Origin of the sequence: Azospirillum baldaniorum (assembly GCF_003119195.2) — a bacterium.
Classification (GTDB): domain Bacteria; phylum Pseudomonadota; class Alphaproteobacteria; order Azospirillales; family Azospirillaceae; genus Azospirillum; species Azospirillum baldaniorum.
This window is the reverse complement of sequence record NZ_CP022253.1, coordinates 843,813-868,729: the sequence shown is the minus strand read 5'-3', so window position 1 is coordinate 868,729 and position 24,917 is coordinate 843,813. Positions and strand designations below refer to the sequence as shown.

At 67.7% G+C, this 24,917-nt stretch carries 17 protein-coding genes and 1 pseudogene; 10 read left to right on the top strand and 8 right to left on the bottom strand.

What is annotated here, in order from left to right; translation table 11 throughout:
• Window positions 1–21: 21 nt before the first annotated feature.
• From Sp245p_RS04085 to Sp245p_RS04065, 5 genes are read left to right on the top strand one after another with little or no spacing between them, the layout of a single operon-like run.
• Entirely contained in the window at window positions 22–1,158 is a 1,137-nt protein-coding gene (locus tag Sp245p_RS04085) for an LLM class flavin-dependent oxidoreductase (RefSeq protein WP_109138365.1), read from the top strand.
• Window positions 1,159–1,165: 7 nt separating this feature from the next.
• Window positions 1,166–2,137 carry a D-isomer specific 2-hydroxyacid dehydrogenase family protein gene (locus tag Sp245p_RS04080; RefSeq protein WP_211101758.1) on the top strand — a complete coding sequence of 324 codons (972 nt, stop codon included), beginning with the start codon at window positions 1,166–1,168 and terminating at the stop codon, window positions 2,135–2,137.
• A 28-nt stretch (window positions 2,138–2,165) separates the two neighbouring features.
• Window positions 2,166–2,951, top strand: coding sequence for a class II aldolase/adducin family protein (locus Sp245p_RS04075; RefSeq protein WP_014241412.1), 786 nt, complete (start codon window positions 2,166–2,168; stop codon window positions 2,949–2,951).
• A gap of 39 nt (window positions 2,952–2,990) precedes the next feature.
• Window positions 2,991–3,995: an ABC transporter substrate-binding protein gene (locus Sp245p_RS04070; RefSeq protein WP_014241413.1), complete on the top strand. Its 1,005-nt coding sequence runs from the start codon at window positions 2,991–2,993 to the stop codon at window positions 3,993–3,995.
• 46 nt (window positions 3,996–4,041) lie between these two features.
• A complete protein-coding gene (locus tag Sp245p_RS04065; RefSeq protein WP_014241414.1) occupies window positions 4,042–5,268 on the top strand; it encodes an acyl-CoA dehydrogenase family protein in 1,227 nt (408 codons plus the stop codon).
• Between the two features lie 60 nt (window positions 5,269–5,328).
• Here Sp245p_RS04065 and Sp245p_RS04060 read toward each other — a convergent pair whose 3' ends face one another.
• Complete coding sequence (locus Sp245p_RS04060) at window positions 5,329–7,134, bottom strand: putative bifunctional diguanylate cyclase/phosphodiesterase (RefSeq protein WP_244439324.1); 1,806 nt, start codon at window positions 7,132–7,134, stop codon at window positions 5,329–5,331.
• Window positions 7,135–7,550: 416 nt separating this feature from the next.
• Between Sp245p_RS04060 and Sp245p_RS04055 the strand changes: the two genes are divergently transcribed.
• The 4 genes and pseudogenes from Sp245p_RS04055 to Sp245p_RS04040 all read left to right on the top strand — a co-directional run.
• Complete coding sequence (locus Sp245p_RS04055) at window positions 7,551–8,615, top strand: glutathione-independent formaldehyde dehydrogenase (RefSeq protein ID WP_198421068.1); 1,065 nt, start codon at window positions 7,551–7,553, stop codon at window positions 8,613–8,615.
• Complete coding sequence (locus tag Sp245p_RS36490; RefSeq protein ID WP_425458897.1) at window positions 8,612–9,112, top strand: FmdB family zinc ribbon protein; 501 nt, start codon at window positions 8,612–8,614, stop codon at window positions 9,110–9,112. Before Sp245p_RS04055 ends, Sp245p_RS36490 begins: the two co-directional genes overlap by 4 nt.
• Before the next feature lie 196 nt (window positions 9,113–9,308).
• Window positions 9,309–10,409 (top strand): NADH:flavin oxidoreductase, encoded by a 1,101-nt coding sequence (locus Sp245p_RS04045; protein WP_014241416.1) that lies wholly within the window; start codon window positions 9,309–9,311, stop codon window positions 10,407–10,409.
• A 222-nt stretch (window positions 10,410–10,631) separates the two neighbouring features.
• Window positions 10,632–10,865, top strand: a pseudogene (locus Sp245p_RS04040) (recombinase family protein); the annotation flags it as partial.
• Window positions 10,866–11,054: 189 nt separating this feature from the next.
• Here the strand turns inward: Sp245p_RS04040 and Sp245p_RS04035 are convergent.
• From Sp245p_RS04035 to Sp245p_RS04005, 7 genes are all read right to left on the bottom strand, one after another.
• On the bottom strand, window positions 11,055–13,274 hold the full coding sequence (locus Sp245p_RS04035; RefSeq protein WP_014241419.1) for a DNA/RNA non-specific endonuclease: 2,220 nt from the start codon (window positions 13,272–13,274) through the stop codon (window positions 11,055–11,057).
• Window positions 13,275–13,349: 75 nt separating this feature from the next.
• Window positions 13,350–14,657 (bottom strand): trypsin-like serine peptidase, encoded by a 1,308-nt coding sequence (locus Sp245p_RS04030; RefSeq protein WP_014241420.1) that lies wholly within the window; start codon window positions 14,655–14,657, stop codon window positions 13,350–13,352.
• Window positions 14,658–14,670: 13 nt separating this feature from the next.
• A complete protein-coding gene (locus Sp245p_RS04025; protein ID WP_014241421.1) occupies window positions 14,671–15,444 on the bottom strand; it encodes a hypothetical protein in 774 nt (257 codons plus the stop codon).
• Between the two features lie 91 nt (window positions 15,445–15,535).
• Window positions 15,536–18,805 carry an ATP-binding protein gene (locus Sp245p_RS04020; RefSeq protein WP_014241422.1) on the bottom strand — a complete coding sequence of 1,090 codons (3,270 nt, stop codon included), beginning with the start codon at window positions 18,803–18,805 and terminating at the stop codon, window positions 15,536–15,538.
• The gene (locus Sp245p_RS04015) at window positions 18,751–20,715 is read right to left on the bottom strand and encodes a trypsin-like serine peptidase (RefSeq protein WP_014241423.1); all 1,965 of its coding nucleotides are present in this window, start codon (window positions 20,713–20,715) and stop codon (window positions 18,751–18,753) included. Before Sp245p_RS04015 ends, Sp245p_RS04020 begins: the two co-directional genes overlap by 55 nt.
• Window positions 20,716–20,752: 37 nt before the next feature.
• The gene (locus Sp245p_RS04010) at window positions 20,753–21,997 is read right to left on the bottom strand and encodes a trypsin-like serine peptidase (RefSeq protein ID WP_014241424.1); all 1,245 of its coding nucleotides are present in this window, start codon (window positions 21,995–21,997) and stop codon (window positions 20,753–20,755) included.
• 15 nt (window positions 21,998–22,012) lie between these two features.
• The gene (locus Sp245p_RS04005; RefSeq protein ID WP_014241425.1) at window positions 22,013–23,668 is read right to left on the bottom strand and encodes a S8 family peptidase; all 1,656 of its coding nucleotides are present in this window, start codon (window positions 23,666–23,668) and stop codon (window positions 22,013–22,015) included.
• 1,007 nt (window positions 23,669–24,675) lie between these two features.
• Between Sp245p_RS04005 and Sp245p_RS34780 the strand changes: the two genes are divergently transcribed.
• Complete coding sequence (locus tag Sp245p_RS34780; RefSeq protein ID WP_014241429.1) at window positions 24,676–24,828, top strand: hypothetical protein; 153 nt, start codon at window positions 24,676–24,678, stop codon at window positions 24,826–24,828.
• The last annotated feature ends 89 nt before the right edge of the window (window positions 24,829–24,917 follow it).

Below are 24,917 nucleotides of genomic sequence, written 5' to 3'. Positions count from 1 at the left end.
GCACTTGAAGGGATCGCCCCCATGACCGCTTCCGCCACCGCTTCCGCCCACCCGCTGCGCTTCGTCGGCTTCGTCGGCAACCACAATGCGTCGGAGATCATTCCGCGCCAGGGACCGGTGGTCGACCGCGACTACATCGAGACGGTCGCCAAGGCCCATGAGCTGGGCGGCTTCGACGCGGTGCTCCAGGCCTTCCATTCCGACGCGCCGGACAGCCTCCAGGTCAGCCAGCACATCACCGGCGTGACCGACCGGCTGGGCGTGCTGATCGCCCACCGCCCCGGCTTCCAGGCGCCGACCATCCTGGCCCGCCAGTTCGCCACGCTCGACCAGCTGAGCCGGGGCCGCGTCGCCATCAACGTCATCACCGGGGCCGAGCGCAGCGAGTTGGCGCGCGACGGCAACAGCGTGGAGGACAAGGACGACCGCTACGCCCGCACGTCGGAGTTCCTCGACATCGTGCGCGCCGAATGGACCAGCGAGACACCCTTCGACTACGCGGGCAAATACTACCGCGTCGAGCAGGCCTTCTCGCAGGTGAAGCCCTACAACGCCTCGGGCATCCCGGTGTGGATCGCCGGCGCCTCGCAGGCCGCCATCGACGTGGCGGGGCGTCATGCCGACACCTTCGCCCTGTGGGGCGAGACCCACGAGCAGGTGCGCGAACTGCTGGGCCGCGTGCGCGCCGCCGTCGCCAAGGCGGGCCGCCCGCAGCCGGCCTTCAGCCTGTCGCTGCGCCCGATCCTGGCCGACACCGAGGAAGCCGCCTGGGCCAAGGCCGACACCATCCACGAGAAGGCCAAGGCGTTGCTGGACAAGACCGGCTTCCGCCGCGGCGATCTGCCCAGCAACGAGGGCGCCCGCCGCCTGATCGCCATCGCCGATGCCGCCGCCGACAAGGGCCATCGCCACGACAAGCGGCTGTGGACCGCCATCGCCGGGCTGACCGGGGCCAAGGGCAACTCCACCTCGCTGGTCGGCACGCCGGATCAGGTGGCTGACGCGCTGCTGGACTATTACGACCTCGGCATCACCACCTTCCTGATCCGCGGCTTCGACCCGCTGCCCGACGCCATCTCCTATGGCCGGGAGCTGCTGCCGCGCGTCCGCCGGCTGGTGGCCGAGCGCCGGCCCGCCCAAGCCGCCGCGGCGGAGTGAAGGCGTGGTGGCGGGCCGGTCGCCGGTCGTCCTCAATCAGATCGGCGCCCTGGTGGGGGAGCGGATCGCCGCCCACCCGTCGCGCCCGACGGTACTGCGGCACGAGGACGGCCGTCCGCCCTGGGACATCCCGGACGGGGTGGAGGTGCTGCTGACGCGCCCGCTGATCGGCTGGGACGCGGCGCCCGCCGCCCGCCCCGCCGGCTGGGGGCGCGGCCTGCGCTGGATACAGTCGGCCTCCACCGGCATGGACGTCTATCCGCCCTGGCTGCTGGACGGGGCACCGCTGGTCACCTGCGCCCGCGGCGTCTCCGCCGTGCCCATCGCCGAATATGTATTGGCCGCCGTGCTGGCCTTCGAGAAGCGGCTCGACGCCGTGCGCTTGCGCGGACCGGAGGACTGGCGGCGGGAGACGCTGGGCGGCCTGTCGGGCCGGCGGCTGGGGCTGGCCGGCTTCGGCGCCATCGGACAGGCGGTGGCGGAGCGGGCGCGGGCCTTCGGCCTGTCCATCGGCGCCGTGCGGCGGTCCGGCTGGACGGGGTCGGGGGTGGAGACGAGGCCGGAGGTGGAGCCCTTCAACCGGCTCGAAGACCTCATCGCGGTCAGCGACCATCTGGTGCTGGCCCTGCCGCTGACCACCGCCACCCGCGGCGTGGTCGGCGCCGATCTGCTGGCGCGGGCCAAGCCGGGGCTGCATCTGGTCAACGTCGCGCGCGGCGCCCTGGTCGATCAGGAGGCTCTGCTGGCCGCCATCGAGGCGGGGCGGATCGCCGGGGCCACGCTGGACGTGACCGAGCCGGAACCACTGCCCGCCGGCCATCCCTTCTACCGCCATCCGGCCATCCGCCTGACGCCGCATCTGTCCTGGTCCGCCCCGGACGTCGAGTCTCGGCTGGCCGAACGAATCCTGGCCAACCTGGACGCCTACGCGCGCGGCGCGCCGCTGCGCGACGTGGTGAACGTCCAGGCCGGCTACTGACCCCATTCCCCCGAGGAGCGCCCTTCCGATGACCCACATCCAGCCCCGCCCCCGCAAGTTCTGGCCGCCCGTCGATCCGGTCACCCACACCAGCGTCGAGGAGGAGCGGCAGCACCGCAAGCAGCGGCTGGCCGCCACCTTCCGCCTGTTCGGGCGCTACGGCTACGACAAGGGGCTGGCCGGCCACGTCACCGCCCGCGACCCGGAGCACCACGACCGCTTCTGGATCAACCCGCTGGGCCAGCACTTCAGCACCATCCGGGTGTCCGACCTGCATCTGGTGGACATCGACGGCAACGTCCTGCACGGCGACCGCGCCATCAACCAGGCCGGCTTCACCATCCATTCGGCCATCCACCGCTCCCGCCCCGACGTGGTGGCCGCCGCCCACACCCATTCGACCTACGGCAAGGCGTGGTCGTCGCTCGGACGGCCGCTGGCCCCGCTGAGCCAGGACGCCGCGGCCTTCTACGAGGATCAGGTGATCTTCGACCCCTACACCGGCGTCGTGCTGACCGAGGGCGAGGGCCGGCGGCTGGTCGAGGCGCTGGGCGACCGCAAGCTGGCGATCCTGAAGAACCACGGCCTGCTCACCCTCGGCCCGAGCGTGGAGGCCGCCGCCTGGTGGTTCATCAGCGCCGAGGACGCCGCCCATACCCAGCTTCTGGCGGAAGCCGCCGGCACGCCGCAGCCCATCGACCACGAGACCGCCCTGCTGACCCGCGCGCAGGTCGGCACCCAGCAGGGCGGCGCCTACAACTTCCACCCGCTGTGGGAATGGATCGTCGCGGCGGAGCCCGACCTGCTCGACTGACCGCCTCCGTTTCCGTTCCTCCACAAAGGCTCCCGCACCATGACCGCAAAGCCCGCCTTTCCCCTTCCCAGCCGCCGCGGCGTGATCGCCGCCGGCGCCGTTGGCGCCGTGGCGCTGGCCGCGCCGTTCGTCCTGCGCCGCCGCGCGCTGGCGGCGGAGCCGCTCCGCCTGTCCTGGAACGCGGGGGCCGTCTGCTTCTCCGCCGTGCCGCTGGCCTTCAAGCTGGACCTGTTCAGGAAGCACGGGCTGGAGGTCGACCTGATCAACTTCACCGGCTCCACCGACCAGCTTCTGGAGGCCATCGCCACCGCCAAGGCGGACGCCGGGGTCGGCATGGCGCTGCGCTGGCTGAAACCGCTGGAACAGGGCTTCGACGTGAAGATCTCGGCGGGCCTGCATGGCGGCTGCATGCGGCTGATCGGGTCCAGGGCGGCGGGTGTGAACACCGTGCTCGACCTGCCGGGCAAGACCATCGGCGTCAGCGACATGGCCAGCCCGTCGAAGAACTTCTTCTCCATCGTGCTGTCCAAATTCGGCATCGATCCGGCCAAGGACGTCGAATGGCGCCAGTATCCCGCCGACCTGCTGGGGCTGGCGGTGGAGAAGGGCGAGATCCAGGCGCTGGCCGATGGCGACCCGCTGGTCTGGCGCCACACCCAGGACCCCAATCTCGTGGAGATCACCAACAACGTCTGCGGCGAGTACTCCACCCGCACCTGCTGCCTCGTCGGGGTGCGCGGCAGCCTGCTGCGCGACAACCGCCCGGCGGCCAAGGCGCTGACCGCGGCGCTGATCGAGGCGCAGCACGCCGCCTACGCCGACCCGCGGGCCGCCGCCGCGGCCTATGCCCCCTTCGCCCCGAAATTCCCGGCGGAGGATCTGGAGGCGATGCTGCGCAGCCACGCCCACAACGTCACCCCGGTCGGCGACGCGCTGCGCCAGCAGCTCGCCCTCTACACCGACGAGCTGAAGAGCGTCTCGGTCATCAAGCGCGGGACCGACAGCCAGCGCTTCGCCGGACGCATCACGGTGGATCTCGTCTGACCGCCGTCGCCGTCCAGTTTCCCTTCTCGCAGCGGACCGACCCGACATGCCCCCCGACACGCTCCATGCCGACTTTTCCTTCCAGCCCGCGCTACTCGGCGAGGCAGTCCCCGCCCCGGTGGTGGACGAGGCCGAGATCGCGGCGCTGGCCGCCCGCTTCGCCCTTCGCGCCGCGGAGCACGACGCCGCCGCCAGCTTCCCCTTCGAGAATTTCGAATGGCTGCGGGAGGCGGGGCTGCCGGCGCTGGTCGTTCCGACGCCGCTGGGCGGCAAGGGCGGCGGGCTGAGGGACGCGTTGGCCGTGGTCGGCGGGCTCGCGCGGGGGGAACCGTCCACCGCCCTGGTGCTGGTGCTGCAATACGCCATCCTCAACCAGATCCAGCGCAGCGCCGGCTGGCCGGAGCCTCTGCGCGACCGCATCCTCCGCAGCGCCGCGACCGAGGGCGCCATCATCAACCTGCTGCGGGTCGAGCCGGAACTGGGCACCCCCCACCGCGGCGGCCTGCCGGCCACCGTGGCGCGCCGGGTGCCGGGGGGCTGGCGGATTTCCGGGACCAAGCTCTACTCCACCGGTCTGCCGGTGCTCTCCTGGCTCGGCGTCTGGGCGCGCACGGACGACGACGAGCCGCTGGTCGGCACCTGGGTGGTGCCGCGCGGCGACGGCCTTGCCGAACAGGGCATCGAAGTGCGCGAAAGCTGGAACCACATCGGCATGCGGGCCAGCGGCAGCCACGAGGTGATCTTCCACGACACCTTCGTTGCCGACGACCATGCCGGCGAACGGCGCCCCGCCGCCGGCTGGACGGTGCCCGATCCGGTCGGCTCCGCCTGGCTGTCCACCCTGTTCAGCGGCGTCTACGACGGCATCGCCCGCTCGGCGCGGGACTGGCTGACCGGCTTCCTGCACGCCCGCAAGCCGACGGCGCTGGGCGGCGCCCCGCTGGCGAGCGTGCCCCGCCTTCAGGAGGCGCTGGGTGCCATCGAGGCGCTGCTGCTGACCAACACGGTGCTTCTGCGCTCGCTGTCGGCCTCGGCGGACGGCGGGACCGTCCCGCCGGCCAGCGACAGCTTCTTGGTCAAACACACGGTGACCAACAACGCGATCGACGCGGTCGCCAAGGCGCTGGAGATCACCGGCAATCCCGGCCTGTCCCGCGACAACCCCCTGGAACGTCATCACCGCGACGTGCTGTGCGCCCGCGTCCATGCCCCCCAGAACGATATGATCCTGACCGGCGCCGGGCGCGCCGCCCTGGCCCGCTCCGCCCCCTGATCCGGGAAAGACGATCCGGCAAAGTCGGGGGGCACGGCCGGGCGCCCCCCTGTCGCTTCCTCAGATCACGAAGTCGCCGCGCTCCTTCTGGCGCCGCGCGTGCTCGGCGGCCAGCCGGTCGAGGGTGGCCGCGGCGGCCTGCGGCGCCTCCGGGCGGCCCAGCAGATAGCCCTGGATCAGGGTGCAGCCGTTGGCGGCCAGCCAGGCGAGCTGCTCCGGCGTCTCCACCCCCTCGGCCACCAGGGTCATCGACAGGCTGCGGGCAAGGCCGATGATGGCGCGGGCCACCGCCTGCCCGCTGGCGTTTTCCCGCCCCGCGTCGCCCAGGTTGCGGGTGAAGGAACCGTCCATCTTCAGGATGTCGAAGGGCAGGTTGTTCAGATAGCTGAGGCTGGAGTAGCCGGTGCCGAAGTCGTCCAGCGCCAGCCGCACCCCCAATTCCTTCAAGCGGGTCAGGACCTGCCGGCTGAAGGCCATGTCCTCGATCAGCAGCCCTTCGGTCACCTCCAGGACCAGCCGCGACGGCTCGATCCCGGTGGCGGCCAGCGCGCCGCGCACGTTGTCGACCAGCGCCGGATCGCGAAGCTGGCGGGGCGACAGGTTGACGGCGAACTCCAGTTCGCCGTGTCCCTCCTCCTGCCATCGGCGCAACTGGCGGCAGGCGGTCTCCAGCACCCAGCGCCCGATGGGAAGGATCAGCCCGCTGTCCTCGCACAGGGGGATGAAGGTGGACGGGGGGACCGGCGCGCCACCGGCGGGGTTCCAGCGCAACAGCGCCTCCACACCCACCGGACGGCCCCCCGCGGCCTCGGTCAGCGGCTGGTAGACCAGATGGAACTCCCCGCGCTCCAGCGCCCCGGCCAGCAGGCTGCGCAGCCGCGCCCGCTCCACCGTGGCCGCCATCATCGCCGGATCGTAGCGGCAGACCGTGCCGCCGCCCTGCTCCTTGGCGCGGTACATCGCCAGATCGGCCATGCGCATCAGCTCCTCCACCCCGTTGCCGTGGTCGGGATGGCGGGCGATGCCGATGCTGACGCTCACGCGATGGCGCACGCCGCCCAGCGGAAAGGGGTCGGCGGTGACGCGGGCCATCCGGTCGAGCAGGTCCGTCACCTCGCCGCCGTCGCGCTCCTCCACCAGGATCGCGAACTCGTCGCCTCCCAGGCGGGCGGCGGTGACAATCGGGCCAAGGACACCGTCGGACAGCGCCTCGCGCAGGCGGCGGGCGATCCCGGCCAGCAACTCGTCCCCCGCGGCGTGGCCGAACTGGTCGTTCACCTCCTTGAAGCCGTCGAAGTCGAGCAGCAGCAGCGACAGGCCGCCGCCCGACCGCCGCACGATCTCCATGGCGCGTTCCAGCGCCTGATGGAACTGCACACGATTGGGAAAGCCGGTCAGCGGGTCGAAATGGGCCAGCCAAGCCATGCGGTCCTCCGCCGCCTTGACCTGGGTGATGTCGCGGAAGACCAGCACGCCGCCGACGGAGAACCCGTTCTCCATCAGGGGCCGGGCGTTCACCCGCAGCCAGACTCCGGAACCGCCGGGCGGCGGGGCGAGATAGAGGCTTTCCCGCTCCATCGCGCCGCCCCGGATGGCGCGGCCCATCGGCCAGGAGGCCGGCGGGCACGGGGTGGTTCCGTCGGCCAGCCGCAGGCGCGGTCCGAACAGCGTGTCGAAGGCCGCACCGGTGAGCGGCCCGAACACCGCCTCCGCCGCCGGGTTGGCGGTGATGATCCGGCCATCCGGACCGGCGACGCACACCCCCTCCGCCATGTTGTCGAGAACGAGGCGCAGGATCGGCATCAGGCCGGCATCTCTTGGCTGCGCCTCATGGATGGAGGCGTATCGTACGGATGTGTGCGGCATGAATCCCACCATTCACGGCTGAATTACACCATTCCGAAGAAGACAATTATTATCAATGGTGTTTATTCGGAATAAAATACAATAATTATTAGTTAATTTTAGCGATGCGCTGGGATCGATGATTCCCTCGTCGTAAATCGCGTGCCGGATCGGCGGATCGTCCTGAAGATCCGGCAAGACCGCCAAGCCGATTGGGCTCCATCGCACCGAAAGCCGCCGCGTTCTTCCTCCATCGCCCCGAACGAACGAAATGCGAGAATTTGATCTGCAAGCGGACAGAATGAGAATATCAGGCGGCCTTGCGCGTGATCACGCCGCGCTACGGAAATCCCCTCAGGTAACGACCGGGTTGGTCCGACGGCAGACCGCACGACACTCATCCTGTCGAGTGTGCGGCTTCAGGTCGGGAGAACGAGATGAGAGCAGTTGTCTATAACGGACCACGCGATGTTGCGGTGCAGGACGTGCCCGACGCGCGGATCGAGAGACCGACCGACGTGTTGGTGCGGATCACGAGCACCAACATCTGCGGCTCCGACCTGCACATGTATGAGGGCCGGACCGACTTCCCGCGGGGCGGCGTTTTCGGGCACGAGAACCTCGGGCAGGTGGCCGAAGTGGGCGACGCCGTCGACCGGGTGAAGGTCGGGGACTGGGTCGCCATCCCCTTCAACATCGGCTGCGGATTCTGCAAGAACTGCGAGCGCGGCTTGAGCGCGTTCTGCCTGACCACGGCGGATCGAAGCGTCGTGCCGAACATGGCCGGCGCCGCGTACGGCTTCGCCGACATGGGACCGTATCGGGGCGGCCAGGCCGACCTTCTGCGCGTTCCCTACGGCGACTACAATTGCCTGAAGCTGCCGCCGGACGCGGAGGAGCGGCAGAACGACTATGTGATGCTGGCCGACATCTTCCCGACCGGCTGGCATGTCACCGAGCTCGCCGGACTGCGTCCCGGCGAGTCGGTCGTCATCTATGGGGCCGGGCCGGTCGGCCTCATGGCCGCCCACGCGGCGATGATCAAGGGCGCCTGCATGGTCATGGTCGTCGATCGTCATCCCGACCGCCTGCGCCTTGCAGGCTCGATCGGGGCCCTGCCCATCGACGATTCCAAGGGCTCCCCGGTGGATCAGGTCCTTGAGTTGACGAACGGCATCGGCGCCGACCGCGGCTGCGAGTGCGTCGGCTATCAGGCGCACGACCCGGCGGGCCACGAGCACCCCAACATGACCATGAACAACCTGGTCAAGTCGGTGAAATTCACCGGCGGCATCGGCGTCGTCGGCGTCTACACGCCCCAGGACCCGGCCCCCCCAGGACCCGCTCTACAAGCAGGGCGAGATCGTTTTCGACTACGGCCTCTTGTGGTTCAAGGGTCAGACGATCGGCACAGGCCAGTGCAACGTGAAGGCATACAATCGGCAACTGCGCGACCTCATTTCGACCGGCCGCGCGAAACCGTCCTTCATCATCTCGCATGAGCTGCCGCTGCGTGAGGCGCCAAACGCCTACCAGCACTTCGACGCGCGCGACGATGGCTGGACCAAGGTGGTCCTCAAGCCCGCCGCGTGACCAGCCGGGCCGGGCGGGCCGTCGCTCGCCCGGCCTCTCCGCCATCTCGCCGGACGGGCCTGAGCGTGAGGACGTCATGCCGATCTACGACTACGAGTGCGAAGCGTGCGGGCCGTTCACGGCGATGCGGCCCATGGCCCAGTTCCGGGATCCATGCGCCTGCCCGGAATGCGGGGCCGCGGCACCGCGAACATGCCTCAGCGCACCCGCCATTGCCAGCAGCACCCCGGGTGGCCGCGTTGCCCACGACGACGCCGAGCCGGGCGCGACCCACCCGCACCGGACTTCGGCTGCGCATCCCGCCGGCTGCGGTTGTTGCGTGCGCCGCTTGCCGCTGCCGGGCGCCCTGTCCACAGGCGGACGGGTGTTCACGTCGCACGGGCCGGTCCGACGGAGCGGGCAGTAACCGGGGAAGGGTTGTCCATGGCAAGCGGCATCGTGGCTGCACAACGCGGCGAAATGGCCGATTGCCGATCCTGCACGACATCGCCTGGGCAACAAGCGTCGCGGCGCTCTGTTGGCGAAGACAACCGGCGCAGAGAAAGACCGTGCCCTGGCTTCCACGTCCTCTTCCACAAACCATCGCAGAGGCGACCGTCACCATGAGCGTGGACATCCTCTTCCGCCCGTTTGCCCTGAAGTCGCTGAATCTGAAGAACCGGATCGTCATGGCCCCGATGACCCGGTCCTTCTCGCCGGGCGGCGTGCCGACGGACGATGTGGCCGCCTACTATCGCCGCCGGGCGGAGAACGAGGTCGGCCTGATCCTTTCCGAGGGCACCGTCATCGACCGGCCCACCTCCTCGAACGATCCCAACGTTCCGCGCTTCCATGGGGAGGAAGCGCTGGCCGGTTGGAAGAAGGTCATCGACGGCGTGCACGCGGCGGGGGGCGCAATGGCGCCGCAGATCTGGCACATGGGCGTGATGGCCCCGCACCTGTCCGGCTGGACGCCGGCGCAGCCATTCGAAGGCCCCTCGGGCCTCGTCGTGCCGGGCAAGCCCGGCGGCAACAGCATGAGCGAGCAGGACATCGCGGACACCATCGCCGCCTTCGGGCGCGCCGCGGCGGATGCGAAGCGGCTGGGCTTCGATGCGGTCGAGATCCACGGTGCCCACGGCTACCTGATCGACCAGTTCTTCTGGGCCGGAGTGAACAAGCGGACCGACGCCTTCGGCGGCTCCACCCTGCCGGAACGCAGCCGCTTCGCGGTCGAGGTGGTCAAGGCGGTGCGTGCGGCGGTCGGCGAGAACTTCGCCGTGCTCCTCCGCCTCTCGCAGTGGAAGCAGCAGGATTTCGCGGTGCGCCTCGCCAAGACGCCGGAGGAGATGGAAGCGTGGCTGGCTCCGCTGGCCGACGCGGGCGTCGACATCTTCCACTGTTCGCAGCGGCGTTTCTGGCAGCCGGAATTCGAGGGCTCGGACCTGAACTTTGCCGGCTGGGCCAAGAAGCTGACCGGCAAGGCCACGATCACCGTTGGTTCCGTCGGTCTGTCGGGCGAGTTCATCGCTGCCTTCCAGGGCGAGAGTTCGCAGCCCAGCCCTCTGGATGAGTTGCTGCGCCGCTTCGAGCGCGGTGACTTCGACCTCGTCGCCGTCGGCCGGGCCCTGCTTTCCGACCCACAATGGGTCCGGAAGGTTCGCGAAGGGCGCATGGAGGCGTTGCGCGATTTCACCAAGGAAGCGCTTGCGACCCTGGTGTGACGAGCGGGCCCCGAGCCGAGTTGAGGACAGCGCGGCAGGCGCCAGCCAAACGACGCCAAAGCGGATTGCAATCCGCTTTGGACCGCCCCGGCGGTCCCGGTCGCACACGCGACCGGAGCCCGCCGGCGAATGAGGCGATATGAGTCTAAAGCGAACGGAAGTTCGCTTTGAGTGATGCCTCCGCTAAATCCTTGACGGGGCGGGGAGAACAGCGGCGGCCCGTACGGCAGCGGCAACCTGTACAAGCTGCTGGGCAACCGCGTCCACCTCGGCAAGGCGGTGCACAAGGGCACCCCCTACCCTGGCGAGCACACGGCGACCGTGCCGCCGGAGCTGTGGGACCGGGTGCAGGCGATTCTGGAGGCCAACCGGGTCGAGCGGAAGAACCGCCCCCTCGCCGCCGGCCGGCCGCTGCTGACCGGCCTGATCGTCGACGATCGCGGCAACATCATGTGAACTGGGCCGGCGTGCCCTTGCGGACCCTCGATACAGCGGTGCGCTACATCGCCGGAACTGAGCGCGTCTCCGACGAGGACATGCGACGCCTCCGCTTGGCGCCGCACACCGTCTGCCCAGCGTGGAACCATACCCTATCCCCACGAACCAACTGGAAGGATGTATGAGCGGATAGTTCCCTGCCTTGCCCTAAACCCCAAATGAACTGAACACGCCCCACCCCAAAGCAGCATCCAGGTCCGGCGTCCAGATGCCGTCGCAGCGGTTTTTCGGCGGCAGGCCCCTTTGCAGGGCGTTGAGGGACTCCGCGGTAAAGGAGCCGAAGTCGCCGTCGCGCTTCGGCAGGCCCAGCCGGGCTTGAAGCCGGAGCACCGCATCCCCCTTCGATCCGAAGCGCAGGCGCCGCAACGCGCGCCGCGCCTGGATGTCGCCCAACAGTCCGTTGCGCCGAACGGCTGAGGCCAGCATCGCCTCCGTCCCGGTCAGCAGCATGTAGAGATACGGCTTGCCCGGCGTGCCTTCCTTATCTTGAAGCCCGGCAGCGGCGCGAAACTCCGCCCAAGCACCCTTGTGGTTGCCTCCGCTGTCCGCGGTTCCGACGACCGTCTGGCATCCGAAGGACGAGAAGTCGGTGGGTTGCAAGAAGAAGGTTGGATGGATGTTGTCGCCCGGCGCCGTGCGGTCTGTCATGTCGGCGAGATCGTAGGCGAGGTCGTCGTTGCTGCGACGGACGACGACCACGCGCTTGTCGCCCGACGCGTTGCGCAGCAGGAAGCAGCCCGGCCGGCTGTTCAGCGTGCCGTCCTTGCGCAGGGTGGCATGCGGGCCCACCACGTAACGGTACAGCCCGGTGGGAAGCAGGTTCCCCGACCGGCGCGACGCTTTCCAGGAAACAACGGCCCGGCGGTCCGGCACGGTCGATCCCGGAAAGACGTGCACGCTGCCCGCCCGGCGGTTCCAGACACCAAGGACGCATCGCGGCGCCAGATGGTCCGGGCGCCGGTCCCTGAGGGTCACCTCGCCCGCCGACTGGTTGTGATCCATGATGATGGCGCAGCCGCGCAGCCCGAACAGGACAGGCGTGTCACCGGCTTCGTCCACCGGCAGGTCGTTCAGCGCCGCAAGCAGATCCAGATCCTCGGCTCGCAGGGAAAAGGCGCCGCTCGCCGGTGTCGGGACCAGATGCGCGTGGTCGATGGAGTCCGCATCGGCAGCCCAGGAGACGGTTGGTGCGGCATCCGCCGATTCCAGCGTGCTCCCTTCGGCCGCCGCAGCCGCGGCAACATCGTCTTCGGTGATGTCGGTCCAGTAATCCTCGTCGCCCGGCCCGCTCCAGGTCTCCGCCATGGCCGGTATGCCCGCCGTTGAATCCGACGAGACCTCCATCCGCGCCGCCAGTCCCCGCGCCGGCAGCGGAGCCGGCGTGGGCGGATCATCACCAAGGAGCAACGTTTCGGCCATCAGGAGATCGGAGGCCCGAACCGGCAGCGGAAACGCAGGAGCCGCGGCCTCCACACCCTCAAACCCCAGCACACGCATGCGGTAGGTATCCGCCGCCGCGTAAAGGGCGAGGTCGAGACCGGTCAGCGCGGCGATCTCCTCAATGGGGATCAGCCACGCTTCGCCGGCCTTGCCGTCGAAGGGAACGCTGACCGATTCAAGCGCATCCGGCATGACGCCGTCCGGCTGCCGCTGCCGCCAGCCGACCGCAGCCAGTTCGTTTCCCGAGCGCCACGCGACGATCTTCCAATAGTCCCGGGGGATCGGGAACACGCCGTGCAGGAGGGGAGGCTTCTTGTCGAAAATCGGGCCGGTCAGGACGACCGCGGGAATCCTGAGCGTCTTCTTGAGGTCGTCGAGGACGATGTCCTCCAGCGTGTTCCACGGTCCCGAATTCAGACTTTCAGCCTGCGGCGATGCATTGGTCAAATAGAAGGTTTCGTATTCGGACCGTTCCGCCGCCTCGTCGTCTCCGGGCTCGTCGTAATTCGGATCCTGCCGCCGGACGAGGTGCCCGAACCCGAAGTCGTTGCGTGCCGGATTGAAGCTGGGATCGGCCTTTTGGAAGAAATCCCTTTCCGGCTGCTCGTCGTTTTTCAGGCGCGGGTCGGGATACCAGACGTCGGGCTTGCGGCGCTTGATGTTGACCCATTTGGCACCGTCAATGTCGACCACCGTCAGCAGGGCCTGCCGCCGCGCCCGGTCCATGAGGATCGAGAAATGTGTGTAGTGCAGCCAGATCTGGGTTCCGCCCGCATCGGGAAGCGGCAGGGTGATGCCCCCGCCCAGGAAGTCCGGCCGATGGCCGGTGCGTGTGTTCAACTCCTCCTCCGAAAAGGGGGACGTCGATCTCACACCTTCCAGTCCACCCTGGACTGCGACTTCGTCGGCACGGTTCTCTTGGGCCATGCTGGTGTCCTCCCCATTTGGACCTTGGTTCAATCGGCCGGCGGTCTTTCGCGGATGCGTTTCGCGGGCGGGCCTTCACCCTGTCGAGGAAGGGGCGCGGCACTCCGGATTGTCGCTGATCGTTTCCGTCGTCGTTTCGACGGGGCCCTCAACCCACTCGATGCCCTCCACGCCGGAAAGCGGATGCTGCAACGCCGCGACCACATGGGCCCAATTCTCCACCCTCGGCCGGCCACCGAAGTGCAGGCCCACCACCCGTTCACCCGTTTCCCCGAAATCCACCACGCAGGAGCCCGAATTGCCGGCGAGCGTGCTGGCGTCGTGGCTCATGATCCAGCCGCGCTCATCCTCCGCGAGTTGTCCCGCGCCGGCATCGACCAGCCCTGGCGACCAGCGCTTGCTGCCGTATCGCTTCCGGTAGAGCCTCTCCAGAACTTCTTCGTATTCGTGGCCCGCTTGCGGCGGCGCCTGTCCCACGTCGTCCGGCTGAATGGGCGGCTGAATGGGCGGCTGGACGGGCGGCTGGATGAACGGCTGGGCCGGAAATCCGACGACATAGATCGGCGGCTGCGGTCCGGCTCGCACCGCCACCCGCTCCACCGAGCGTTCGAAGGTGAGCGGCGGAGGCAGCTTTCCCTGATCTCCGCCAACCCGGATGATGGCGATGTCGAGATGGGAAAAGTCGACCCGCCGTTCGATCGCGTCGGGTCCTGTGAACAACACCTCGCCAAGCGGAAAGCGGTGCTCCTCAGTGCGCTGGTATTCGCCCCGGAAATCGACCTCCACGACGTACTTCCATTTCCAGACGCCGCCGACCAGTTGGGCCGCCTCTTCGAGAACGTGGCGGTTGGTCATCACCAGGCCCGGCGCGATGACGAAGGCGGTGCCGAAGCGCTTGTTGTTGAAAGCCGGGAGTTGCACGGCCCCGACGGAGGCGACGACCCGCTCGATGTTCTTCAGGTGCCGCCCGGCGTCCTCCCGCCAATAGGTGCCCAGCCCCTCGTTCAGTTCGGGCGTCTGGAGGTCGATTGTGCCGTCCTGGACGAACAGAACGGGCCGGCTGCCGTCGGACTCGATGACCGCCTCCAGCCCGAGGATCTCGCCTGTGCGCAGTTCGGCCTGCTCGCCATCGCCGTCCAGCTTCCTTAACGCTTCCTCGGCGTCGCGGATGATGCGGTCGACGACCGCCTCGTCCACATCGGGCGTGCCCGCCGCCAACTGGGCAAGCAGCCGACGCGCCGCCTCAAGCCGCTGCCGTGGATCGGTAACCGGCCCGGCCGGGGCCGTCCCGCCAGCCCCTTCGAGCCTCAAAACCGGTGCCGGCAGCGCCAGACGTTTCAGAAGACGCTGGGCGGTGAGACCTGTCTCCGATGCCTTCGCCATTGTCTGCCTCCCATCACATGGGCGTAATCGGGGCTGTCCGGATTATGTCGAGGGCCCTCGCCTGCAACCGATCGCGCAACGGCGGTTCAAGCACCGCGAGCAAGCTGTTGTTCACGCTGATCGTCGTGGTCGCGCTCTCGAATTCGGCCGAGGTGTCGGTGATCTTGAAGAACAGCACGTTGGTATCGTTCTCCGTCACCTTCAGACGCGCCGCGACATGGCGAATCCGGGTCTCCGACGCATCGGAAGAGACGGCGGCAAAAAACATCTCGCGGACGCTGAAGACCCGGGTCTTCCGGTCGAACAGCGTGATCCAGGGTTGCTCCGGGTCCTGCTTTTCCAGGTTCTGCAACAGCGCGAGGATCACCGGGCCAATAGCGGCACCGCCAAGCGCAATGGTCAGAAAAGGAATGATCGCCTTGTGCACGGCAAGGTTGCGCTTCCGGAAGCGCGAGGTGGTGAGAGCGCTCTGCGACACCGCGAAACCCAACTGTATCAGGTTCGACTTGTACGCCGCGAACCAGTCGTCCTCGTCGGCGCCGTCCTCTCGCCGGGTCGCCGCGGTTGCCGCCAGATTGGCGAAGGCGAGCGCGAGCGAGACGCCGCTCCGCGCTTCCTGCGCGGTGGCCGAGAAGTCGATCAGCGTATTGCCTGAGACCACGCCCGCCGGCAACTTGTCCAGATCGAGGCTGACCGGCGCCTCCAGACTGCTCTCCGGAACGGCGTCCAGTTGCCCGAAGTCGTCGATCGTGGTGCTCTCGATGAAACGGATGGCGTTTTTGTGCATTTCTCTCCCCCTTTTTCATGGAGGCGGCGCAGAGGCGACGCCCCGCTGTGGGGACCGCAGGCCCCGGATCATGCCGGGGCGATGTGGCCCGTCAGATCTGCCATTCCTGTTGCGAAGTCTGCACCGGCGCCTCATTCGGCCCTTTCTCCGCCCACCAGTCCGAAGAGCGCCCCCCGGTGATGGCCCGGTCCCAGTCCACGAGGGTTGCCAGCACGCGTTCGATCTTGCGCGGCCGAAGCGCGAAGCGCCGCGCCTCCCGGAGCAGACTCTCCAGAACCCGCGCGCGGTCGGCGAACTGCACCAGGGTCAGGAAACCGCTCATGGGGTTCCTCGTCAGCCGCCGGACCATGGCGTCGAGTTCAAGCTCCAACGGCCGGATCGTCATCAAGGCGGCCCACCGCTGCGCGACTTCGCGCAGCCGGTCCTGACCGGCGCCCGCAAACCCTTCGACGAGCGCCTGGCGTGCGGGCCTGTGCAACTCCGATGTCTGCCCCCGCAGAACCAGCGTCCAGCCCGGCATGGTTTCCGCAATCATGCCGTCCACGTCGATGGCGACAACGGACCGGAGGCCACTCAACGCCTTCGTCATCGAGCTGAGCGGTGTACCATCCGTCGCGTCGACCACGGTCTGCGCGTCGGCCAGGCGCTCAATCAGCAGATCCCCGGGCGGTGAAGGAACGCGCGCCAGCTGATCGGCCGCACGTTTCGCGAAGTTCCTTTGAAGCACGACCAGGCTGTCGGTGTTCGCCTGCCAGGACAATTCCTCGCGCAGCCATACGGCCCGTTGGAGGAAGATCCGGTTGCTGTCATCGCCGCGCCGCGGATTGTCGAAGTGGCTGTCGGGAATGATCCTGTCGATGCCGCCCAGAAGCGCCTCCATGACCGCGGCCAGCGTTGGCAGCGCCGTCATCTGGTCGGCGGACGGGGAGCGCAGCGCCGAACCCATCAATTCGACGAGCCGTTTGCCATAACCGGGCAGAGCACCCGTGAACCGCCGGGAGTCCGGGTCCTTGCACAGGGCAAGGCGCGAGATCCAATACAAGCGCCTGAGAAGGGGCGGCGGCGGGGGAACCTGCTCGCTCATGCGGAGGTGCAGGTCGTTGACGACAGCGGCGAGATCGACCTCGTCGGTGTCCCATTCGGCGGTTTCAGCAAGCGCCTGGAGGACAAACGTCGGCGGCCGTCCCGGAGGTCCAACCGGGCGCCGCCGCCAAAGTTCGAGCGCAACACCAGGGTCCGTACGGTCGACCAGACGGTCCCCTTCGCCTCCGCCATCGCAGGCGATGAATTGGCACCACAGGCCGTCGGGCAGATCCGTGACCGCCCTGTCCGCGGAAACCGACGCGCTATTGGTCACACGGAGCCCGCCGGGGCCGGGAGCGGCGCTGAAGTCCACCACGTCGACGAACGTCTTCGCGACAACGGGAAGATCCTCCCGGTACCGTCGCAGGAAGTGCCCGCACCCCGACAGGTCGATCCCTTGCAGGAGTTCAAGATCCTCCCGGCTGCGCGCATCCATGAGCAGGTGATAAGCAAGGGCAGCCCGGTGTTCCGTCTCCAGCCTTCCATGGTGGTGCAGAATCGCCATCTGGCGCACCCGGCGCACCTCTGCCGCACGTCCCTGATCGGCCGCCATCAACCGCAGCATCAAGCGCCGCACGTCGGCGTGCTGGATCAGACGATCCCCCTCCCTTCGCACCAGCCACGACGCCTCCGCCAGCGCATTGAAGATGGCCTCGGCCCGCCCTTCCGGCATCGCACGCTGACTTTTCAGCGGGGCGAGGATCTGCCGGATCAGCGTGGGGGTCAGTTCGGGCAGAACCAAACCCGGATGCGCGTAGGTCCGTGCCTCCCGATCGTGGATGTGGCCGAGGAAGCGGTCGTACAGAATGCCCTGGACGATGTCCTTGGGGATCTTCCCCTCCTGCACATCGTCGGCAAGATCCTGCAATTCCTCCACTTTTCGCCGATTGGCGGCCAGCTTCCGGATCAGGCGGAGAACCAACGGATTGCCGCCGAGCGCGCTGTGGAGCGCTTTGGCGCGCGCGCGCGACATGCCCGATCCGGTCAGGAACGGCACGGCGGCCGATTCCGGCAGGTCATCCAGGTGAATCTCCGTCACATGGCCGAACCGCTGGAACATTTTGGCCGTCCCGTTCAGGGTCGGATCGGTCCGGCCGGCGACGACCAGCCGGATCGCCAGAGCCCCCGACACCTCAAGCAGGTCATCGATCCAGCGATCCAGGGACTCCAGCCCCGGCGGCCCGGCGGCCTCCACCTGCTCGAAGGTGTCCAACACCAGCACGAGCGCCTGCCCCCGGCCAACGGTCCATTCCAACGCGTTGTGCATGGCTGACACTGTCGGCGTGCTGGCGGCTTCCAGTGCCACCCGGCCCGCTCCGTCCAGCCCGGCGTGCAGCTCTGCGCGCATGATTTCGCGCCGTTCCTTGAGCATCGCATCGAGCCCCGGATTCCCCAGCCCGGCCTGTCGGAGCAGTTCAAGCGACAATCCGATGGGCGTCATCACATCGAGGTCGCTGCGGTCGAAATCGAGATGCACGACAATCGCCCTCGCCCCATCGGGACGGGCTGCCGAAGGTCCCGGTATCCCCTCATCCTCGCCCAGAAGGTGCAGCATCACCGCGGAGATCAGGGTGGACTTCCCGATCCCCCCGGTTCCCCAGACCAGGCAGGAACCGAACCGGTCGCCGGCATTCGCGTCGCTGCGTATGCAGACGCTGAGAACGCTGCGCAGTTCACTGTCGCGACCGACAAACCCATCCTTGACGACGTTCTCGAAGTTCTCCCGGCGTTGGGCCTTCGCCAGCCGGCGGTGCAGCTCGGTCGGCTGCGGCACTCCCGGCATCAGGCCGGTGACCGCCGGGAGGACCGACAGAAGGGCGCGCAGTTCCGCAGCTGAAAGGGCGTCGAGGTCGGGAAGATCGTCCCGGTACAGATGGCGCAGCGCCGTGGCGATGGGATCGTTCGGTGGGACCTGCTCCAGGGCTTGGCGTATCTCGTCGGGGCTTCGCGCGGTGAGTTCCCGGCGCCGCGCCGCATCCGACAGCAGCCACTGGCCCAAACTCGTCCCGGCTCCGGTATCGCAGTCGACGGCGACCGTATCCAGCAGGTCGAGCCGCGCGGCCTCATCCAGGTTTTTGGGAAGCAGCGCTTTCGGGTCTGCCGGGCCCCGCACGGCCAGCGCGAAGCGGAGGTCGTTGCCGGCCATCGCCGGGCCGGCGGACGGCGCCGCCCCGGCGGGCGCCGGTCGGCCCAGGTCCGTGATCGCCTGCAGAAGGGCGTCTTTCAGCTCGGCCGCTCGCAGGGGATCGCCCGGCTCGATGGGGACCGCATCGGCCATGAGACCCTCCCATGTTGGGTGATGATATCCTTGAAGCGGATGGCGCACCGCACCGCTTCGATGGTGGTCTTCTCGGCGGCGATGCCGGCCGCCCTTGCGGTCCATTCGTCGATGAGCCGTCCCCGGATGTGCGCCTTGTCCTCCGTGTCGAGCTGTCCGGCGATCTGGGAGTTGACGAAGTCCGCCAGCAGCGCTGCGTCGACGTGCCGGATCTGTTCCGTGAAGGGACGTTCCGGGGATGACAGGAGGGTCAGAAAGTCGGCCTGCCGTGACGGCGCGATGCCGATCACCACAACTCTCATCCAGGGCCGCTTCGCCGCCTGCGAGAGGAACTCGGTCCAGGTGTCGGCGGAACCGGACAGCCAGCCCTGGTCGCGGCCGAAGTCGGCCGAGACCCACAGCCGGCGGTCGCCGTCGCGCAGCACCGTCCGTTCGAGTTCATCGAAGGCGTTCGGTACGATGTCGTGCCGCAGGATGCCGGCCTCGGGACGCAGCCCCGCCGTGTCCGGCAGACGCGGAAACGGATCGGAGATGCAGGCGAAGAGGCGCGAGAGCAGCTCGATCATCCGGATGCTGCGGCAGATTTCGGGCGGAAAATGAACCAGCACGTCCGAGCTGCCGCGCAGCTTGTTGCGCAGGATCGCCACGCTGAACGATTTGCCAGCACCGTCGGCGCCGGAGATCAGGGCCACCGGCCTCGCCGTGCGGGGTGCGCGCGCCTCGTCGATCCATTCCTGGAACTCCGCCCGTCCGAAGACCGGGTGGCGCGTCCTGCCGGGCGGCCCGCCGTTTCGGAACACCCGGCGCAGCGGCTCCGCCCCGTCCTCGTCGGACAGCCAGCTCAACCGGACGCGGGCCTGCGCAGGAAAAGCGGCCTTCAGCTTGGCATAAACCGGTCCCAGGTAAACCGACCGGTTGTAAATCGCCACCCCTCCGTTGTCGCGGGCCACCCCTTCGTGCAGTCCCAGCACGCGGCCGGCGACGGTGAGGCACGGCCCGCCGGACATGCCGCTGGCCGTGTTTGCCTTGTGCTGAAGGCGCTGCGAGTCCTGTTCGTAGAGATTCAGCCAATGGACGTGAAACTTGCAGGCGCTGCCGCCGGTGTGCCCGACAATCGCCATGCTGTCGCGGCTGTGCGGCGCTGGCGGATCTGCGATGTCGAGGAAGGGGACCTCGTCCCCGATCCGCTCGGCGAGCCGGATGAGCGCAAAATCCAGATTGGCCTTGGCTAGGCTCACATCGTTCAAGGTGAGGTTGGGAGGCTTGCCGCAAGGTGGGCTGGTGGCAAACAGCCATTTTCTTACCACGCGCACCACGCGGGGCCGTCCCAGCGAATCGGCCAGGAGCGGGTCGTGGAATTCGACCGTCAGCCGTGTCGATGAATCAGCATGCTCCTTCGGCGGAACTACATCGTAATCAACAAGCGACCAGACCACGTGCGCCGCCGTCAGGAGAAGATCCGGTCCGATCAGGAATCCGGTGCCACGCGCCGCCGGAGCGGTTCCGTGGTCGCGGACGAGCGCGGTGACTGGCGCCACCTTCGTCACGACCCGAGCCCACGCCACGTCCTGCAGCCCCTCGTCCTGGAAGATGGCTTGGTGCTCCCCCACAAGGGTCTTCACGGCATCACCGGAGGCGAGCGCTTCGCGCTCCGCCTCGGCCATGGGAATTCGGCGTGTCAGTTGGTCGGAGAACTGCAGGAAAAAGCTCTTCTGATGCGCGCGTCGGGCGGCGCTTTCCATCGCCAGCGCCTCGTCGTTCTGGCTCGCGGCGCGGATCGATGCGTAACGCGGCACGCTGCCGTCCGTCGGCCGGACCCGGTCGAAGGAGCTGCCGAACGCTTCCGGGGTGATCCCGGCCTTGACGATCGCCCGCATCAGCGCATCGATCGCTTCGTCGATCGGGTCCATGCTGCTCACCTGATTGAGTTCCGGGCTGTGTTGGGTTTCACAGCGTCGCGACGGTTTTCAGCACCTCGTCGTGGATCGGGCCGTAAGCGTGGGCGTAGTTGGTCTGGATGGTCGCGCCGGCGAAGTGCAGGCCGAAGGCCGGCTCGCCGCTTTCCTTCCAGGCCAGCACCGGGGAACCGGAGTTGCCGCCGAGCGTCGTGGCGTCGTGGCCGAAGCACCATTGTTTCGGGTCGTCCTCGAGCGAGCCCAGCGGCTTGTGGACGATGCCGGGGGCCACGCGCTTCACGCCGTGGCGCCCGCCCATCAGCTCATACGCGACCCACTGCCAATCGACCTTGCCCTCGGTTCCCTGCCGTTCGGCCGGGGGCGGAATGGTGCCGGGAAAGCCGATGACGCAGAACGAGGTGAGATGCCCGAGTGGACCATCCAGCTCGTTCGACAGCGGGACCGCTCGCGGGACGTCGCCGACCACCTGCTGTTCCGCCTTGGCTTCGTCCGTGGTCAGGGGGCGGATCTTGAGCACGGCGGCGTCCAGCCGTTCGTTTCCCGTGGCGTCGGGGCCGACCGCCATCGCCTCGACCACTTTGAAGCGGTTGCGCCTCATCGAGCCGACCTCGCCGACGAAGTCGATGTACGCGCCGTCGAGGAAGGTGAAGCGTCCGTTCTTCAGGTCGATGACATCGCGCAGCCGTCGCCACATGGCCTCCAGCACGTGCCGGTTGGTCAGGACGAGCCCGCGCCCATGGTCGATCACGAACCCGGTCCCAAAATAGTTTGCCGGCCCGCCGCGCTTGGGTTCGATCCGCCCAACAGAGGCGGCGGTGCGGGCAATCGCGTAGCTTGCGCCTTTGACCTCGTCCTTCCAGGTCCCGAGGAACGGGTGGTTCGCAGGCACCTCGCCGTCGCGGAGCATCAGTGACGGGCGCGTCCCGTCGAGCTTGATGACCGCCTCCATCGAAGAGAGTTCCTTGGGCGTGAACACGGCTTTCGAGCCCGACTGACGCACCTTGGTCAAGGTCCGGGTCGTTTGTTTGAGGAGGAGATCGCGGGCCCGGGCGAAGGTCACGGGATCGGCGATCTCATCGGCCGGGAGCCGGTCCAGCGTGTCCGCCAAGCCATCCGTCACAATGTCGGGCGGCGGCAGATCCTCGGCCGCGACGTCCGCGCTTTCCAGGTCGAAGCCAATAGGACCTTCCACGGTCCCGTTCCCCGACGGTGTGCCATGGCGCCGGGCGATCGCCCCGAGGAGGGTCGAGGCCGGCAGAAGGTGGTTGTGCTGCATGGTCTCTCTCCGATCTCAGGCTCGGCGTTCCAGATGGGCGCGCAGTTCAGGATTGGTGACGGCGTCGCGCAGATCGCCGGTGGGCGGCGTGCCGAGGGAACCGGCTTCCTCCGCACCGCCGGGCGTCGGGCGCCCCCTGGCCTCTTCGAGGAGATGGAAGGCCAGTTCCGGGCCATACCGGTCATAGTCAAGCTGCCGGTCGACGGCGGTCGGTCCCAGCCGCTCGGCGACGAGCGCCCGCACCGGGAGAGCCGGATCAATGGAGACGGTGAAGGCACCCTCGCGCCCACGGCCCAGGTCGAAGTGAGCCTTGAGAAGGGCCTCGGCGTCGACGATGCCGGCGCCGAAATTCGCGGCGTCCCAGTCCGGCGGTCGCCGGGCGGTCGCCTTCAAAAGCCTGCTGAACATGTCCTGGAGCGTCTCGCCGCGCAAGCGCGCCTGATGAACGAGGTTGGCCCGGCCGTGATGCGCGAGCCAAAGCGCCGCCACCCCGGCGGTCAGCGCGACGGCATAGCTGGTGCCCTCACCCTGGCCGACCGCCGAGCTTTCCACGGTCGGCGACGCACCGTCGGGCCGGGCCCGGTAGACGTTCTCGGCGGGCGCCGACACGTCGACACCATAGCCGCGGCAACTGCCCTTCCATCGGAGGTCATCCTTGTTGACCCCCGCCACCGCGATGCACGCGTCGTAGCGGGCCGGCCATACGACGGTCCCGACGCAGTTGCCGGCGGCAGCCATCACGATCACATCGGCGGCGACCGCGCGTGCCAACGCCCGCGCCAGAGTGAAGGACGGCAGCCCGCCCAGGCTCATGGTGACGACGTGCGCGCCGTTGTCGACGGCGAAATCGATCGCCTGCGCCACCGGCACCTGGGACACTCTGACCACCGACTCGATGCAGCGTATCGGCATGTGGTACGCTCGCGGAGCGCACCCCGACATGGCGTTGCTTCCTCCGCTCACCACGACGCTGCCCGTAGCCGTGCCGTGCCCGGTGTTGCCCCGGTAGTTCAGCGGATCCTCGGGATCGCGGTCACGGTCGAGGACATCGAAGGAGGCGACACGCCGCTCCAGGTCGAGTTCCTTGTGCCGGACGACCCCCGTGTCCGGCTGGGCCACCACAATCCGCTCCCCGCGCGACGGGCGCCCCTGAGCGTCCGACCACGCCCAGGCTTCGGGCGCGCGGATGGCCTTCAGCGCCCAGCGGGCGTCCGGCAGCCCGCTGTCTTCGCCCACCCAGCAACCCGCCATGAAGCCGTCTGCGCTCTCCTCGCCAAGCCTTCTCGGCTGATCGGGGTCCGGGTAGAAGTCGGTGGCGATGTCGGGCTCCGCCGCCGATACACCCGGCACGTCGTCGATCAGATAGCCGAGTTCAAACACGGCGGTGGTGTCCGACGAAAAGCTGCGATGCGGAAACACCAGCAGGAACACATCCGGATCGCTCGGCGACAGCGGTTCGATGCGCACGGGCTCGGGGCTGAACACAGCCGCCAATTCCTCCGGTCGCGTTCCGGCTCCGCCCACACCGTCGAGCTTCACGGCGTAGCGGGCCGGGCGCCGTCCGGCGACGCCTTCGCCAAGCGGGATCGTTGCCTCCCGCAGCAGGGTCTGCGCGCGCGTCTGCGCGCTCCCGTCCTGTTCTTGTGGGCCGCCGGACTCGATGGTGCTCATGATGCCTCCCGATCTTTTCTGGTTTTCTTTCGCCGGCGGGGCCAATCCAGGCTGGTCGCCGGCCACCTTGCCATCGTGCAGGAAATCCGGCGAACTCCCGGGCCGGGGTCCTTCAATCAACGCGTCGATGCGCGGTCGGCCTGGCCGACGACGGGTGGGCGTGCCAGCCTTCACTTCCCGCCAGATACCGAAACGAATTGGCGATTGAGCGGTGCACCCGGGACGTTCCTGCCCAGGTTTCGGCGCCGCCTAGCGGACAGGGCACGCGCCATGACGCGTGACGCAGTTCCGCGAGCACGATGCGGCCGTTTTCAGCGCGGCCAGGGTTTGAGTTTTCCTAAGTTCCCCGTTGACCTCGGGCAGCTTGGCCAATGGACTTTCCTGCTCGCTGCGATGCAGGGCGAGAGAGCCCGACGAGGGTTAAGCCGCCGATCTCCAGCAGGCTTCGGATATTTCTCTGCATGGCAATCGCCGAGCAGAAACGTAATGCTTTGGTTTCTGGGTTCCGGAGCGTGTGCCATGACCAAAATCACGCATGATCACCCTCCATATTGTTTTTATAATGGTGGTATATGGACAATCAAATTTTAAATACTATTTATAATGTTTCATAAATTCAGAATTTACCATGAATCATTATTTATGATGCCTTAAGAAACCTCAAAAATTTGAATATTCAAAATCATCTCCAAGGGTAAGTGATTTTCATTCATATGATACGCTGTCAAAATACGTGGTCAATCGGGAATTATTTGGGATTTGGTGGGAGGTATAATGAGTGATATCTCTTCGAGGTAAGCGTTTTTGTTGTGCATATCATTGTATGTTATTGGATGCTGCGGTTCCATTGTGAAGTTTGAGGATGAACACGGGGGACTTTGGCGGCGGCGTGCCACAGGGAGGCGAATGGGGCAAGAGATCGCCCCTGGTCCACCGATGATCCGGTGCTGCGGACAGAGGTTGGGTGTCCAAGGTCAAACTCAGGAGCGGTTTATCGAGGTGTTCAGGTGGCGTCGGTGTCGGAGCTGGCCACCGAAGCCAGTTGTACCAAGGCCTACATCCGCCAGATCCTGAGGCTGGCCTTTCTGGCCCCCGACCTCGTCGACGCCATCCTGCGCGGGGAGCAGCAGCGCCGGCTCCTCGCCTTCCCTTCCCGCTGATCATATCCCGATCCGGGAAACAGCACCAATTGCCCAACCTTGGACGGCGCTGTGGGGCAATCGTGGTCTTGGCGGGAACGCGACGGCTC